Source organism: Pseudoduganella sp. R-32, from assembly GCF_049913245.1.
Classification (GTDB): Bacteria; Pseudomonadota; Gammaproteobacteria; order Burkholderiales; family Burkholderiaceae_D; genus Rugamonas.
Genome location: NZ_CP183987.1, coordinates 3,511,154 through 3,526,675, shown reverse-complemented (window position 1 = coordinate 3,526,675; position 15,522 = coordinate 3,511,154). Strand labels below are relative to the sequence as shown.

The following is a 15,522-nucleotide window of genomic DNA, read 5'->3' as shown; positions in this document are numbered from 1 at the left end:
TTGCCTAAACCATGCTGGGAGTATTGCAAGGCGTGTGCCAGCGCCTCCCCCTCGGGGAAGCGCTGGCCGCGGCGAAAGCGGTTTCGGGGAATGGCGAAAAACGGGGATGCGGAGCGAAGCCGGCTTCGCCCCGAGGGAAGATCAGGCGGCGACAGCCGCCGTCAACGTGGCGACGTAGCCGTCGGTGACGTTGCCGCTGATCGTGACAAGTTGCAGGGAATGGCCATCGCTGAAGATATTGTCGGTGGCATAGCTGATGCGCGACAGGTTGCTTGCGGAACTGCTGTAACCCGACGTGGCATACACTTCGTTCAACGTCGCCATCGGGAAGGTGAATTGCGAAGTCTTGATGCGATTGGCGGCGCTGCTGCTTTGCGCCAGGCTGCGATATACCTCGAAGTGCACGTGCGGCATGCGGCCGTCGTAACATCCCGGGAAGATGGTGGTGAAGGACAGCTCGCCATTGGCGTCCGCTCCCTGCACGCCGCGCAGGTAGTTCTGGTCCGCTACCCCGCTCGAATACAGCGAATAGCGCCCTTCGCGGTCGCAGTGCCACAGGTAGACCGCGAACTCGCCGGCAGCACCGCAGCTATTGTTCGCATTGACGATCTTCAGCTTGATCGTCAATGGGATGCCGCCGGCTGTGCCGCTGGCGCCGTTGAAACTGCTTCGGATGTCGCTGCGCACCACGCCGGTCTGCGTCAATACGTTGACGATGCCGCTCGCATTGCTGTTGGTGCCGTCGCCAGGATAAGGCCCGCCGGTTTCTTCAGGAATGACGGTACAGCTTCCGGTCGTGGTGCCGGTGCTGCCGGCGCCCGTGCTGCTGCCGCTGCTGGCGCTGCTGCCAGTGCTCGTGCTGTCCGAGCCGCCGCCACAGGCGATCAGCGGCAGCGTGGCCGCGCCGGCCAGCAGCCAACGCAGCGAGCGGCGCCGGGTGCTGCCCATGTTCATCATTGCTTCCAGGTCTGCGGCCAGGCCGTGGTCATGCGCGTCCATAAGATTCTCCTTTTTATGCCGTGGTGTTGATCAGGTTGCCGCTGCTGCCTGCTTGCGGCAGCTTGTCGGCCAGCGCTTGCAGGAACGTCGTCAGCCTGGACTGCGAATCGCTGCTGTCGCCGCCAAGCGCGGACAGCAGGGACGAGAACGAAGTCTCCAGCGGCGAAGCCTCGCCGCTTTCGGTATCGTCGCTTTGCAGCGACGAGATCAGGCTTTGCAGGTCTTCGGCCAGGCGGCCGGGGCCTCCCGGGCCACCGTGCTCCTCTCCTTGTCCGCCATTTGCCTCGCCCTGTTCGTGCAGGGACGACATCAGCTCCTGGAGGAAGCTGCCCAGGGCCGAAGCGGCGCTTTCCTTGTCGGTGGCGGCGACATCGGTTACGCCGAGCGATTCCAGCGCCGAGCCGATCGCGTTGACGAAACCGCCCTCTCCCGGCGGCGGTCCGGGCGGCGGAGGCGGTGGCGCCTGGCGCGCCTGCCCGCTGCCGCTGGCGGCCAGTTGGCCGGCAAAGCTGCTGGAGCTGATCGAATTAACGTTCATTGAAGCCTCCTTGCTGGCGACGCGCCTTGCGTTCGTCTAGCTGCTTGCGCTGCTCAGGGGTCAGCAGGGCCAGCACCTTCTGGTGGGTACGGATATGGGCCAGGGTCAGGTTGGCCTCCGCCTGTGCCGCGGCTTGGGCCAGCTTGGCCGCGGCCGCGTCATCGAATTTCTCGGCATTGCGCATGTCATGCAGGGCGCGCATTGCCTTCTCGTGGGCGCGCTGCTGCTCGCGCAGGTAAGGCGCCTGGTTGTGCATCAGCTGGAAAAGCTTGTCTTCCTGGCTCTCGGACAGTTCGAGTCCATGCAGGAATGGCAAACCGGGGGCGCCGAAGTGCCCGCCGCGATGGCGGCCAGGAAATTCTCCGCGAGGGCCTTCCGGCTGCGGGCCTGCAAGCTGCGGGTGTTCGCCCTCAGCTGGCAGGTTTTCTTCCGCCCCGGCCAGCAGCGGCAGGGTCATTGCGGCGGCCAGCAGCAGCTGGGTCAATTTGCTCTTCTTCATTGTGAATCTCCAGTGGTGATGGTGAGATTCCATTCTCTGGCTACAGCCTGTAAAGCGCCGTAAGTGGCAGGTAAAAACGTGTAAAGATGGAGCAACCCGGCAGGAGCGTTTTGTTATCATGGGCGCCATGAACAAGGTCCTGTTGATTGACGATGACGTCGAACTGGTCGGCATGTTCCAGGAATACCTGGAGCAGGAAGGCTTCGAGGTCAGTACCGCCCACGATGGCGAAACCGGCACCACCCGTGCGCTGACCGGGGCGTTCGCCATTGCCGTTCTCGATGTGATGATGCCGCGCATGAACGGCCTCGAAACGCTGCGCCGGATCCGGGCCGTGAGCCAGATGCCGATCCTGATGCTGACCGCGCGCGGCGACGATACCGACCGCATTGTCGGCCTCGAACTGGGCGCGGACGATTACGTGACCAAGCCGTGCACGCCGCGCGAACTGACGGCGCGCATCCGGGCCATCCTGCGCCGCACGCAGGCCGTGCCGGATACGGGCTCCGGGCCGCTGGTTGTCGGCCAGCTCACCATGTGGCCCGAGCAGCGCCGCGCTGCCTGGGGCGGCGTGCCGCTGGAGCTGACCAGCACCGAATTCAACCTGCTCGAAGTATTGGCGCGCAATGCCGGCAAGCCGGTGAGCAAGAACGTGCTGTCCGAGCAGGGGCTGGGGCGGCCGATGGCGCGCTTCGACCGCAATATCGACGTCCATATGAGCAGCTTGCGCCACAAGCTCGGTTCCATTTCGGACGGGCGCTCCTGCCTGCAAACCGTGTACCGCCTCGGCTATCAGCTGATCCGGGAGTAAGCCGTGGGCCGTCTTTTCTGGAAGTTCTTCTTTTCGATCCTGCTCGCCCAGGTCGCAGCCACCGCCGCAATCGGCGGCGCCGTGTGGCTCAAGGCGCGCGCTGCCGCTGAAGCGCGGCCTTCCGATATCGAGACCGGTCCGCCGGCGGAGATGTCGATCGAATCCGCCGCCGCGACCCTGGCCTTTGGCGGCACCGACGGCTTGCGCCAGTTGCTGGAGAATATGCCGCGGCATCGCGTGTATGCCGTTGGCGACGATGGCAAGGAGTTGCTGGGGCGCATCACGACGCCAAGCATGCTGTCCGAAGCGCAGAAAATGCTCGTTAGCCCGGACCCGCGCGGCGTGCGCCAGGTGACTGCGCCAGACGGCCAGCGTTACCTGCTGTTCCTGCCTTCGCGGCGCCACCAGGGCACGCTGGACGCGCCCGACTCCCGTACCCTGCTTGCAGGATCGGGCATCCCCGGCCTGGACCCGCGCGCCTTCCGCCGCCCGGACAGCCGCCGCCCTTCAGCGCCTCCACCGGACGGGCCGGCGATTCCACACGCCGCGGGCCAGCAGCCGCCCGAGCCGCCACCCGGCGCCGGTGCAGGCGCTCCCCCACCCCGCTTCCGGCCACTGACGCCCTTTATCCCCATTGGCGCCGCCGTGCTGGCAAGCCTGCTGTTCGCCGCCTTGCTCGCCTGGTACTTTGCGCGCCCCATCCGCGCATTACGCCAGGCCTTCGACGCTGCAGCCAGCGGCGACCTCGCGCCGCGCTTCACCGCCAAGCCACGCGCCGGCGGCGACGAACTCACCACCCTGGGCCGCGATTTCGACCGCATGACCGGCCGCCTGCGCGCCCTGCTTGACGGCCAGAAGAATCTCCTGCACGACGTCTCGCACGAACTGCGCTCACCGCTGGCCCGCCTGCAGGCGGCTATCGGCCTGGCCCACCAGCAGCCGGAAAAGACGGCCGCCTCGATGGAGCGCATCGAGCGCGAAAGCGTACGAATGGACAAGCTGGTCGGCGAACTGCTGACCCTGTCGCGCCTGGAAGCCGGCGCCTTCGACGCGCCAAAGCAGGAATTCAGCATCGGCGAACTGCTCGACGACATCGTGCAGGATGCAAAATTCGAAGCCGCCACCAACGGCCGCGAAGTGCATTTCAGCGGCACCGCCGACGCACAGCTGACCGGCCAGCCCGAATTGCTGGCGCGCGCCATCGAAAACGTGGTCCGCAACGCGATCAAGCACAGCCCCGCCGGCGGCAAGGTCGAAGTGGAAACCGCGCTCGATGCGCGCTTCATCCGCATCCGCGTCATGGACAACGGGCCGGGGGTGGCACAGGAAGACCTGGGGAAGATTTTCCAGCCCTTCTACCGCAGCAGCAACACGGAAAAGGACGTGGATGGACATGGACTGGGCCTTGCAATCGCCCAGCAGGTGGTACAGCAGCACGGCGGCCGCATCGCCGCCGCCAATCGAACCGGCGGCGGGCTTTGTGTGGAGCTCTCGCTCCCTTTGCTCAGTGCCTGACGCTCAAGCCTTCGGCAGGGTCACGCCATGCTGGCCCTGGTACTTGCCGTTGCGGTCCTTGTACGAGGTTTCGCAGATTTCGTCGCTCTCGAAGAACAGCACTTGGGCGCAGCCTTCGCCGGCGTAGATCTTGGCTGGCAACGGGGTGGTGTTCGAGAATTCCAGCGTTACATAGCCTTCCCACTCGGGCTCGAACGGGGTCACGTTGACGATGATGCCGCAACGCGCATAGGTCGACTTGCCCAGGCAAACGGTCAGTACATTGCGCGGAATGCGGAAATACTCGATGGTACGGGCCAGCGCGAAGGAATTCGGCGGAATGATGCAGACATCGCTCTTCACGTCGACGAAGGAGTTCGAATCGAAGTTTTTCGGATCGACGATGGTGCTGTTAATGTTGGTGAACACCTTGAATTCATCGGCACAACGAATGTCGTAGCCGTAGGAGGAAGTGCCGTAGGAAATCACCTTGCGGCCGTCCACGGCACGTACCTGGCCGGGCTCATACGGCTCGATCATGCCGTGTTGTTCCGCCATGCGGCGTATCCATTTGTCGCTTTTAATCGTCATCGCAGGTGCTTTCTGGTTTAAATAATGGTGCGGATTTTACATCAGGCGCGCATGCGCTGGGGCGCTTCCCCGGCCTGCAGCTCGCTGCCCAGCATCTGGCGGATCAGATCGCGTGTCATTTCGGCCGCGAGGCGCGGCATCTCCATCGGGAACAGGTGGGAACCGCGCATCATGCGGAAATTGCGCCCCACCAGCTTGCGCGTGTGTTCCAGGCCGGCCTGCCGGTTCTCCATGGAGTTGTCGCCCGCCACATAGCCCACCGGCACTGGGAACTGGCCTTTCACCAGCGTGCCGATATGGTGCGGCAGGCTGCGGTAGATTGCGGTTTCGGTTTCGCGGCTGAAGCGCAGTTGAACGCCTTCCGGATGTTCGACCAGGCCGTGTTCCAGGTAATCGAGCAGGACGCCGGGCGCCCAGGCGCCGAAGATTTCCTTGCTGGCGAAGTGACGCAATGCTTCCTTGTGGCTCGCCCAGACGTTGCGGCGCTTGGCCGAGAAGCGCGCCGGGGAATAACGGTCGGAGAAGCGGGTGCCTTTGAACAGGCGCCAGAATTGGGCGCGCCAGCCGGCAACCACGGGGGAATCGAGCATCACCACGCAGCGCACCAGCTCAGGGCGCTGAGCCGCAGCCATCAGGCTAAGCAGCCCCCCAAGCGAGTGGCCGACCAGGATCACCGGTTCCTTCTGGTAGCGTGTTTCGAGCTCTGCGATCAGTTCCTCGACCAGCTTGGCCCAGCCATCTTCCACCGGATAACGAGGGTTATGGCCGTGCATGTCGAGCGCCTGCACATCGAAATCCTGTCCGAGGTACTCGAAGAATTGGCGGTAGGTCCCTGCCGGGTAACTGTTCGCGTGGGCGAAATGGACTTTCGGTTTCGTCATTTACTTACACTAAAAGCAATGGCAACAAGTGTTTCGTGCAAAGCATGTAATTATCGCTCAGGATCACCTCCCATGCCAGTAGCGGACAAGGACACACACCTTTGAGAAATATCCAAATAGCAATAAAATGTGCCTCTTGTACAGCATAGCGCCCCTTTCATGATTATTGTCCCCGTAGAAAACCGGCCCGATTGGAAAAATCCGCCCGTTGCGACTCTGCTGCTCATCCTCGTCAACGTCCTGATCTTCTTTTTCTATCAGGGCAAAGACCCGCAACGGGTGGAGCAGTCCTATCGGTGGTATGTCGAATCAGGCCTCTATGAGCGCGAGAAAGAGCCATTTCGCCACTACCTGAGCCGTACAAAACCCGAGTTGCGGGAGGATCTCGATGCGGCTGGCGACCAGGCCACGCCGCAGCTGCGCGACGCGCAGTTCCAGTATGCGGCCTACGATTCGCAATTTTCCCAGGCTTTGCACCAGGAGCTGGACGGCGACCCTGAATGGCGGGAGGATCGCAGCCGCTTCGAACAATTGGTCAATTCTGTCAGCGGCAAGGCGTATGCGTTCAATGCCAGGGAAGCGCGCTGGGATACCTGGATCACCAGTATGTTCCTGCACGGCGACTTTGGCCACCTGCTGGGGAATATGGTATTCCTGTTCCTGTTCGGCTTTGCCTTGGAGATCGCGATCGGGCGCGGTGTATTCCTCTTGCTCTACCTGTGCAGCGGACTGGGCGGCACTTTGTTGTTCTGGATGTCGAACCTTGGTACCGATCACGGCGTCGTGGGTGCGTCGGGTGCGATATCGGGCTTGATGGGCATGTATATCGCCGTGTACGGCCTGAGAAAAATCAACTTCTTCTACAACGTGATTTTCTTCACCGGACAGCTGCGGGCACCGGCCCTCATCGTCTTTCCCATCTGGGTCGGCTATGAGTTGTTCGGGGCGAGCAACGGCAATGACGGGATAGCGCACTGGGCCCATACGGGCGGACTGTTGTTCGGCTACGTGCTGCTGGCCCTCTGGATGCGCCTGGGCCTCAAGTACAACCGCGATTTTGTCGAGAAGATTGATCACGACGCGCCATTCAAGTCCGCGCTGTCGCGGATTCAGGAGCTGGTCGTCAAGATGAAGCTGGATGAAGCGCGACAGGCGGCTGCGCAGTTGGTCAAGGCGCACCCGCATGATGCGCGTGCGTGGCGCGCCTTGTATGGCGTCGTGAAAATCTCGCCCGAGAGCCGGCAATATCATGAGACCGTGCACGCCTTGTTCAAGCAGGCCGGCAATGCCGCCCGCGATCCGGCGCTGCAAGAACTGATCGAAGAGGTGGCGCATGCATACACCGGGAACGGTGGCGCGACACCCGCGCTGACGGAGTCGGTGTCGCTCCTGCTGGCGCCGCGCCTCGGACGCGTCGAGCATATCAAGCCGCTCGCCGTCCTGGCCGAACGCCTGCTGGAACGGCAATGCCGGCACGAGATGATGCCAAGAATCTTGCAGTCGGTGGCCAACCTGTCCGCCAAGGCACGGCTGACGGCGCAGGCGCAGCGCTACCGCGACCAGTTACGGGAGCGCTTCCCCGATTCGGAAGAAGCGCGCCAATTGGCCACTCACACGGTCGCCTGACTCATCTGCCCGAGCGACAGGACCACCTTGCGGTATTTCTCGACCTCGCCGGCGATGGCATGGCCGGCATGATGCTTCAGCAGGAAATCGAGGATCATGACGGCCTTGCCATCGTCGCGCAAGCCTTCCGAGTAGATGCGCGCCAGCAGGTAATAGGCCGCCGGCAGCTCGTCGCTGGTCGGCGCCTCCTTGTGCAGCATGCCAATCAGCGCAATCGCCGGCTTGAACCGCTTCTGGATAAAGTACTCCTCCGCCAAGGCCCGCCGCACGGCGATGCTTTTCGGCTTGTACTGCGGCACCACCTGGCATGCCGCTTCCAGGACGGCGATCATGCGGCTCTTGCGCTGCATGTCGAGCAAGGCCTGGAGATAGCGCTCGGTATGCAGCTGCACGCGGTCCGGGTCGCCGCGCGACTGGCAGAGCAGCTTGTGATGATAATCGAGGACATGCAGGTCATTCGGGTAGTCGGCGACCATGCCGGCCATGTGCCGCAGCGCGTCCGGGTAACGCGATTCCCGCACCAGTATCACCGCACGGGCCAGCTCCAGGGCGCGATCGTCCGCAGGACCGGCCGCATGCTCGTCGTCCGGCTCGATGCCCAGGTCTTCGTGGTGCTGGAACAGCAGGTATCCCATCATCGCGCCCATGACCATGTTGAAATAGGCAGTGCTTGCGACGAGGATTGCGATGAGCACGTAGGGATAGTGCTCCGCCAGGTGAGTCAGTGTCGCAGCAGGCATGAGTCCAATCGCCCGTTCCGGGCCTTGCGCGGTGATGAGCAAGACCAGAAGCAGGCCGAGATAGGACCAGCCGATGCGCCATGCCAGTTGCACTACCTGGATGGGATCGAGGGCGTCCCGCAAGGTACCGTGGATCGCCAGCAGCATGATGCTGGCCGGCAGCAAGCCCGAGAGGCAGATAATCATGGCGGCGCCGGGCAAGCCGAAGCGCCCCAGGCAGACCACGAGGATGCCATAGGCCAGCATCAATCCAAGCATCTTGAGCGTCGTGGGATTGCCGTCGAACAGGTCGGCAATGCTGGGCGGCCGCGTCCTGCCCTGGCTGCAAAACTCGATCACGCGCAGGCTTTGCCGGATGCCCAGCGCAACCACGATGAAAATCGGCAGGAAGATCAGGATGCTGTGCGGGTCGAACAGTTTCGCCGATGCGCTGGCCAGGCCGGCGAGCAAGGCGAGGAAAATCAATCCGTTCAGCGCAAACGGATAGGCGAAGAAGCGGGGCATCTGCGACCAGAACGAGGGCTGCGCATTGCCGACGCCGAGGTAGCGCATCTTGCCGGTGCACAGTGTGCAATACAGCGAATGGGTCGCCTGGGGCGAGGCCGGGAAGCACTCCTGGCACAGGAGCGTGCCGCAAGCGACGCAATTCCAGTTTGCTGCCCTGTCCGCGTGATACCCGCAATAATCAGTTGCCACGATGCTGCACCTTCCGCTCGAACGATAGTCAAATAGTCAAGATGATAACATTGATTTGTGGCAAATACCATAATAACGTTGTCATCAAGCACATCCCAGCATCGGTCAGCGCCCATGCCAGTAACGCGGATGTTGCGCGCGCCATGCGCTGACGTCCGTTCGATCGCCGAACGCCAGCGACACTGCGCCCGCCTCGTCGGTGCGCCAGATGCCGGCGCCCAGGTCCACGTATCGTTGCAGCACGTCGGCACGCGGATGGTGGTAGCGGTTGCGGTAACCGAGCTGGAAAATTCCATGCTGCGGCCGTACCGCAGCCAGGAAGGCCGGGGTCGACGAGGTGCCGCTGCCATGATGGGGCACAAGGAGCACATCGGCACGCAGCTTGTCCGGCACAGCCGCTACCAGCGCTGCTTCCTGCTTGGCTTCAATATCGGCCGGCAGCAGCAAGCTGCCGCTCCTCGCCGCGATGCGCAGCGTACAGCCGCGGGCATTGGGCTTCAGGCCCGGGTCTTCATAGCTGGCGGCCGACGGGTGCAGCATTTCGAAGCGGATGCCGTCCCACTCCCATTGTTGCCCCGCCAGGCAGTGCGCGTGCCGCGGCGACGCTTCCGCGATCGGGTGACCGGCCGGCAGCGATGACAGCACCCAGCCGGTACGGATGTCGCGCAATATCGCCAGGGCGCCGCCGGAATGGTCAGTGTCGCTGTGGGTGACGATCATTCCGTCCAGGGCGTTGATGCCGCGCGCCCGCAAGTAAGGGAGAATTACCCGGTTGCCGCCGTTGGTTTCGGGGGTGTAGGCCGGGCCGGTGTCATACAACAGGCGATGACCGCTCGTTTCAACCAGCATGGCCATGCCCTGCCCTACATCGAAGGCGATGACGCGCAACTCGCCGGCCGGCGGGCTTTCCGGCTGTGCGGACAGCAGGGGCAGCCAGCAGGCCAGGCCGAGCCAGCGCAGGGGCCAGCCGCGAGGCGCCAGCATCCAGGCCGTTCCGGCAAGGGCGAAGACAAAAATGGGCCAGGCCGGCGTGGGGGCGGACCACACGGCCAGTGGCTGGGCCGAGAGCCATTGCAACACGTCGAGCAGCGACTCCAGCAGCCAGTGCGCGCATTGCAGCACCGGCGCGGCCAAAGGGGCCGGCAAGACGCTGCCCGCAAGCGCCAGCGGCGTGACCAGCAGGCTGATGGCGGGGATGGCGATGGCGTTCGCCAGTGGGCTGATCAAGGAGACTTGAGAAAACAGCAGCATCGTCAGCGGAACAAGGCCGACAGTCACTGCGACCTGCGTTACGGCAGCCAGGCGCAGGTTCTCGCGCAGGCGGATGAACCATGCCGCTTTCCACCTGCCACCGGGCTTCGAATCGCCATCAATGGGCATCGCCGACGCTGCACCCGTTGCGACTTCGGCGGCCGGCCCGGAGCCTGCAAGCGACAACCGGCCCACCGTCGCGTACAGGATCGCAGCGACTGCCCCAAACGACAGCCAGAATCCCGGCCACATCACCGCCCAAGGGTCGAGAATTACCACCACGGCTGCGGCCAGGGCCAGCACATGCGAAATGGCTGACAGCCGGTCCAGCCATACCGCGAGCGCCACCACGGCCAGCATGTACAAAGTGCGCTGCGCCGGCACCCCGAAACCCGCCAGCGCCACGTAGCCCCACGCTGCAAAAAAGCCGGCAATCACTGCCAGCCGCGCCGCAGGCAGCAGCAACGGCAACTGCCATTCCGGCATGAAGAACGATTTTCGCCAAAGCCAGCCGGCCAGCCATGCCACCAGGCCGGCGATCATGGTGATGTGCAAACCTGATATGGAAACGAGATGCGAAATCCCCGTGCGGCTGAACACTTGCCAGTCCTGCGGCGAGATCGCGCGCTGGTCGCCCATTGCCAGCGCGACTATCACGCCCGCATAGCGCGCATCCGGCAACGCAGCGTTGATATGCTCGCGGATTGCGTAACGGGCGCGCTCGACGGCGTTGTGCGCGGTCGGCATGAAACCGGCCAGCCGTTCGTTGCTGCCCTCGGCCCGCACATACCCTGTGGCGCGGATACCCTGCTCCAGCAGCCACAATTCATAGTCGAATCCAAAGGGGTTGGCATTGCCATGCGGCCGCTGCAGGCGAACTTTGAGGCGCCAGCGCTCGCCCGGCAGCAGTTCGGGCGGCGGCGCGCCGCCGCCAGCGCGCGGCCCGGCATACCAGGACAGGACGATACGGGGCGGAACGGCCGATGGCGATTCAACGGCAAAATTGAAGCGAATGCTGCCGTCCTGCCGGCTTGGCAGGCTGTCGATCGTGCCGACGATCTCGAAGTCGCGGCCCTCGTCCGCCTTTGCAAGTTCATCGGACAGGGCGCCTTGTGCGACCAGGGCGGCCCAGGCGAAACCGGCCAGTGCACCGGCCGTAGCGGCAAGTCCTGCGCGCAGGAAGGAAAAGGCCAGGCGGGCGCGCCACGCAGGCACCAGGACGGCCAGGGCAGCGAGCACCGCGCCGAGCACGCAGGCCAGCTGGACGCCCGCTCCCGGCAAGGCTGCCTGCCCCTGCAGCCACGCCACGCCGCCGATCAGGCCGAGGATTGCGCAGCGCATCTCCCCCTCCCCGGCTGGCTGGCCGGTCAGGCGGCCATCAAGGCCCGCAAGCGCGGCATCACATCCAACGCATTTTGCGTTGTCGCCGTAGCGACCCCGGCTGGCTCCTCGCCACGCAAGGCCGCCAGCGCTTCGCCGATCCCTGCGACCTCGGCCGGCGTGTTCACGCCCGGGTGCACCCAGGAAGGCGCAATGTCCGGCGCATCCGTCTCAACGACGATGGAGGACAGCGGCAATTCAGCCGCCAGGCGGCGGATCTGCAGCGCGCGGGTAAAAGTCAGGTTGCCGCCAAACCCCAGCTTGAAGCCCGCATCGATATAGGCCTGCGCCTGCTGGAAACTGCCGTTGAACGCGTGTGCGATGCCGCCCGCTGGCCCCACCTGCCGCACATGCTTCAGCACCTGGTCCTGCGACTTGCGCACATGGCACAGCACCGGCAATTCGAAATCCCGTGCGATCTTGAGCTGTTCGCGCAGGAAGAACACCTGCTTCTCGCGCATATCCGGCTCGCACAGCATGGGAATAAAGAAATCCAGGCCAATCTCGCCGACCGCCACGAAGCGCGGATCGTCCATCGCCTGCGCTACGGCCTCGCGCATGTACGCCAGGTCGTCCTCCACGGCATGCGGCACGTAGATGGGATGGATGCCCAGCGCGTAACTGGCATTCGGCGCCTGGTGCGCCAGCTCGCGCACCACCGGAAAATTGGCGCTGTCGACCGCAGGTATCACCACCATCCCCACGCCGCGTTCCTGCGCCCGCGCAGCCAGCGCCAGCGATTGGCCGCCGAATTCGTGCGCGTCAAGGTGGCAATGGGTATCGATCCACATGGCGCGGTCCTCAGGCAGGATTCAAGCCTTCGTCGGTCAGGCGCAGCATGCGGTCGCAGCGCTCCGCCAGGCTTGCGTCGTGGGTGACAATGATGAAGGCCGTGCCCAGCGTGCGCGACAGCTCGAGCATCAGGTCGAACACCTTCTCCGCGGTCGAATGATCCAGGTTGCCGGTCGGCTCATCGGCCAGCACGCAAGCGGGTTGCGTTACCAGCGCGCGCGCCAGGGCCACGCGCTGGCGTTCGCCGCCGGAGAGCTCGCCCGGCACGTGCGTTACGCGCTTTTCCAGGCCCACGCGCGCCAGCATTTCACGCGCCGCCTGCTCCGCCTCTGCGCGCTTGACGCGACGGATCAGCAAAGGCATTGCCACGTTGTCCAGTGCCGAGAATTCCGGCAGCAGGTGATGGAACTGGTAGACGAAGCCCAGCTCGCGGTTGCGCAGGTCGCCGCGCGCCGCCTCGTTCATCGAAGCGAAGTCGCTCCCTTTCAGTACCACGTTGCCGCTGGTTGGCGTATCCAGGCCGCCCAGCAGGTGCAGCAGCGTCGACTTGCCTGAGCCCGAAGCCCCGACAATCGCCACGCGTTCGCCGCGCGCGACCGACAGGTTGATCTTTTCCAGCACCTTGACCTTGTAACTGCCCTGGGTGAAGGTCTTGCCGAGGTCGCGGCAGGTCAACACATTACTCATAGCGCAGCGCCTCCGCAGGTTTGACGTTGGCCGCCCAGCGGCTCGGGTACAAGGTCGCCACGAACGCCAGCAACACGGCAACCACGCCGATCACGCCAACATCGGACCAATGCATGTCCGATGGCACGGAGCTGATTGTGTATATATCTTTAGGCAAGAACTGCACTCCCAGGAGGTTTTCAATAAATGGAACGATGACGTCGATATTCAGCGACACCAAGACGCCGCCGACCACGCCAAGCACGGCGCCGAGCAAGCCGACCAACGCGCCCTGGATCACGAAGATCTTCTGGATCGAGCGCGGCGAAGCGCCGATCGTGCGCAGGATGGCGATATCGGCCTGCTTGTCGGTCACGGTCATGACCAAGGTCGAGACGAGGTTGAAAGCCGCTACCGCCACGATCAGCGCCAGCACCACGAACATCATGCGCTTTTCAGTTTGCACCGCTGCGAACCAGGTCGCATTGAGTTTTGACCAATCCCGTACAGTCATTTCCTTCGGCACCAGCTTTTGCAGCTCGCCAGCCACTTCAGGCGCGCGATGCATGTCCGCCAAGCGCAGGCGCAGGCCCGCCGGGCCTTCAAGCCTCAGTAGCTTCCGGGCATCCTCGAGATGGATGAAGGCCATGCTTTCGTCGAACTTCTGGTGCCCCGCCACGAAAACGCCGGCCACGGTGAAGGTGCGCATGCGCGGCACGATGCCGGCCGGGGTCACCGTCCCCTGCGGCAGCACCATGGTGACCTTGTCGCCGAGATTGACTTGCAAGGCGCGGGCCATGTCGATGCCCAGGACGATGCGGAACTCACCCGGCTTCAGGTCGTTGAAACTGCCGTAACGGGTAGTCTTTGCCAGGTCGGACACGTTCGGCTCCACCTCGGGCAGCACGCCGCGCACCACCGCGGGCCGCAGCGCCTCGCCGCCGTGCGACAGCATGGCCTCGGCCTGCACGAACGGCGCGGCGCCCTTCACTTCGGGATTGGCTTGCAGCTTTTTGGCCAGGTCTTGCCAGTCCGGCAAGCTCGTGCCCCGTTCGAAGACCTCCACGTGGGCCAGTACCGACAACATGCGGCCCGTGACGTCCTTGCGGAAGCCGTTCATCACCGACAGGATGATGATCATGGCGCCGACGCCAAGCGCGATGCCGCCGACCGAAATCAGCGAAATGAAGGAAATGAAGCTGTTGCGGCTATTGCGCTTGCCCGCACGGGTATAGCGCAGGCCGACGATCCATTCGAAAGGCAGGTTTTTACTCATAACGCAGGGCCTCCGCAGGTTTGACGCGGGCGGCCCACCAGCTTGGGTAGAGGGTCGAGACAAGTGCCAGCAGCAAGGACGTTACGCCAATCGAGGCGACATCGCCCCAGCGCAGGTCCGAAGGCACGGCACTGATGAAATAGATTTCCTTGGACAGGAAGTGCACGCCGAACAGGCTTTCCAGCCCGCCCACGATTGTCCCTACGTTCAGTGCCAGCAGAACGCCGCAGACAACGCCGATGGCCGTGCCGGCCACTCCCACCAGGGCTCCCTGGACCACGAAGATCTTCATGATGGAAAACGGCGATGCCCCAAGCGTGCGCAGGATGGCGATATCGGCCTGCTTGTCGGTCACCGTCATCACCAGCGTGGCGACCAGGTTGAAGGCTGCTACCGCGATGATCAAGGTCAGGATGATGAACATCATGTTCTTTTGCGACTTCACGGCTGCGAACCAGCCGGCATTGAGCTTGGTCCAGTCACGAATCACCAACTGGCCCGGCAAAACGGTGCGCAGTTCATTCGCCACGGCTGGAGCCTTCTGCATATCCTGCAAACGCAGGCGCATGCCGAACGGGCCGGCAACGTTGATCAGTTCCTGGGCGTCCGCCAGGTGGATCAGCGCCAGCGCGGAGTCGAACTCGTTGTGGCCGGATTCGAAAGTGCCCGCCACGGTGAAGGAGTGCAGAGTGGGCGCCATGTTGGAGGTGGAATTCCCCTGTGCCATCGCCAGCGCCACCTTGTCGCCCGGCTTCACTTCCAGTTCATTGGCCAGTTCCGCACCGAGGATGATGTGGGAAGAGCCGGGCTGCAAGAGCTCCAGCGCGCCTTGTTTCATCTGCTTACCGATATCGGAAACCCTGGGTTCTTCGCCCGGCAGGATGCCGCGCACGATGGAAGGACGCATCAAGTCGCCGCCATGCACGAGCATCCCTTGCAATTCGATGAACGGCGCTGCCCCCTTCACCTGCGGGTTGCGGGCCGCCAAAGCCGCGGTGGCACGCCAGTCGCCAAGGCCAGCCCCACTCACTTCATAGACTTCCACATGCCCAAGCACGGAAACCATGCGCTCGGTCACCACCGTCTGGAAGCCGTTATAGACCGATAGCACGACAATCAAGGCCGTGACGCCAAGAGCGATGCCTGCCATCGAAATCGCGGAGATAAAAGAGATAAAGCTATTGCGCCCATTGCGCCTGCCAGCGCGTGTGTAGCGCAAGCCAACCAGCCATTCAAACGGCATTTTTAATAAATTGACACAGTAAAGCCCGCAGTTTGCCAT

Annotated in this window: 14 protein-coding genes; 3 read left to right on the top strand and 11 right to left on the bottom strand. The window is 63.6% G+C overall.

What is annotated here, in order from left to right:
- Nucleotides 1-141: 141 nt before the first annotated feature.
- From ACN9MU_RS16250 to ACN9MU_RS16240, 3 genes are read right to left on the bottom strand one after another with little or no spacing between them, the layout of a single operon-like run.
- A complete protein-coding gene (locus ACN9MU_RS16250) occupies nt 142-999 on the bottom strand; it encodes an intradiol ring-cleavage dioxygenase (RefSeq protein WP_426317887.1) in 858 nt (285 codons plus the stop codon).
- A 13-nt stretch (nt 1,000-1,012) separates the two neighbouring features.
- The gene (locus ACN9MU_RS16245) at nt 1,013-1,537 is read right to left on the bottom strand and encodes a hypothetical protein (RefSeq protein WP_426317886.1); all 525 of its coding nucleotides are present in this window, start codon (nt 1,535-1,537) and stop codon (nt 1,013-1,015) included.
- Nucleotides 1,527-2,036, bottom strand: coding sequence for a Spy/CpxP family protein refolding chaperone (locus ACN9MU_RS16240; RefSeq protein WP_426335727.1), 510 nt, complete (start codon nt 2,034-2,036; stop codon nt 1,527-1,529). Before ACN9MU_RS16240 ends, ACN9MU_RS16245 begins: the two co-directional genes overlap by 11 nt.
- Before the next feature lie 127 nt (nt 2,037-2,163).
- Here ACN9MU_RS16240 and ACN9MU_RS16235 point away from each other — a divergent pair, with 127 nt between their 5' ends.
- Nucleotides 2,164-2,847, top strand: a complete 684-nt coding sequence (locus ACN9MU_RS16235; protein ID WP_426172213.1) for a response regulator — start codon at nt 2,164-2,166, stop codon at nt 2,845-2,847.
- A 3-nt stretch (nt 2,848-2,850) separates the two neighbouring features.
- Nucleotides 2,851-4,362, top strand: a complete 1,512-nt coding sequence (locus ACN9MU_RS16230) for a HAMP domain-containing sensor histidine kinase (RefSeq protein ID WP_426317884.1) — start codon at nt 2,851-2,853, stop codon at nt 4,360-4,362.
- A 3-nt stretch (nt 4,363-4,365) separates the two neighbouring features.
- On the opposite strand, the gene dcd is transcribed toward ACN9MU_RS16230, so the two are convergent.
- Both dcd and ACN9MU_RS16220 read right to left on the bottom strand, forming a co-directional pair.
- Nucleotides 4,366-4,932, bottom strand: a complete 567-nt coding sequence (gene dcd / locus ACN9MU_RS16225) for a dCTP deaminase (protein ID WP_090443665.1) — start codon at nt 4,930-4,932, stop codon at nt 4,366-4,368.
- Nucleotides 4,933-4,973: 41 nt separating this feature from the next.
- Nucleotides 4,974-5,813: an alpha/beta fold hydrolase gene (locus ACN9MU_RS16220; RefSeq protein ID WP_426172080.1), complete on the bottom strand. Its 840-nt coding sequence runs from the start codon at nt 5,811-5,813 to the stop codon at nt 4,974-4,976.
- 159 nt (nt 5,814-5,972) lie between these two features.
- Between ACN9MU_RS16220 and ACN9MU_RS16215 the strand changes: the two genes are divergently transcribed.
- Entirely contained in the window at nt 5,973-7,439 is a 1,467-nt protein-coding gene (locus tag ACN9MU_RS16215) for a rhomboid family intramembrane serine protease (protein WP_426343064.1), read from the top strand.
- On the opposite strand, the gene ACN9MU_RS16210 is transcribed toward ACN9MU_RS16215, so the two are convergent.
- From ACN9MU_RS16210 to ACN9MU_RS16185, 6 genes are all read right to left on the bottom strand, one after another.
- Nucleotides 7,424-8,875, bottom strand: coding sequence for a hypothetical protein (locus tag ACN9MU_RS16210; protein ID WP_426335725.1), 1,452 nt, complete (start codon nt 8,873-8,875; stop codon nt 7,424-7,426). The genes ACN9MU_RS16215 and ACN9MU_RS16210 overlap by 16 nt on opposite strands.
- A gap of 105 nt (nt 8,876-8,980) precedes the next feature.
- On the bottom strand, nt 8,981-11,467 hold the full coding sequence (locus tag ACN9MU_RS16205) for a DNA internalization-related competence protein ComEC/Rec2 (protein ID WP_426343063.1): 2,487 nt from the start codon (nt 11,465-11,467) through the stop codon (nt 8,981-8,983).
- 26 nt (nt 11,468-11,493) lie between these two features.
- Nucleotides 11,494-12,297 carry a TatD family hydrolase gene (locus ACN9MU_RS16200; protein ID WP_426172074.1) on the bottom strand — a complete coding sequence of 268 codons (804 nt, stop codon included), beginning with the start codon at nt 12,295-12,297 and terminating at the stop codon, nt 11,494-11,496.
- 10 nt (nt 12,298-12,307) lie between these two features.
- Nucleotides 12,308-12,985 (bottom strand): lipoprotein-releasing ABC transporter ATP-binding protein LolD, encoded by a 678-nt coding sequence (lolD, locus tag ACN9MU_RS16195; RefSeq protein WP_426343062.1) that lies wholly within the window; start codon nt 12,983-12,985, stop codon nt 12,308-12,310.
- On the bottom strand, nt 12,978-14,240 hold the full coding sequence (locus tag ACN9MU_RS16190; RefSeq protein WP_426343061.1) for a lipoprotein-releasing ABC transporter permease subunit: 1,263 nt from the start codon (nt 14,238-14,240) through the stop codon (nt 12,978-12,980). Before ACN9MU_RS16190 ends, lolD begins: the two co-directional genes overlap by 8 nt.
- Nucleotides 14,233-15,522, bottom strand: a complete 1,290-nt coding sequence (locus ACN9MU_RS16185; protein ID WP_426172070.1) for a lipoprotein-releasing ABC transporter permease subunit — start codon at nt 15,520-15,522, stop codon at nt 14,233-14,235. The genes ACN9MU_RS16190 and ACN9MU_RS16185 overlap by 8 nt, the downstream gene beginning before the upstream one ends.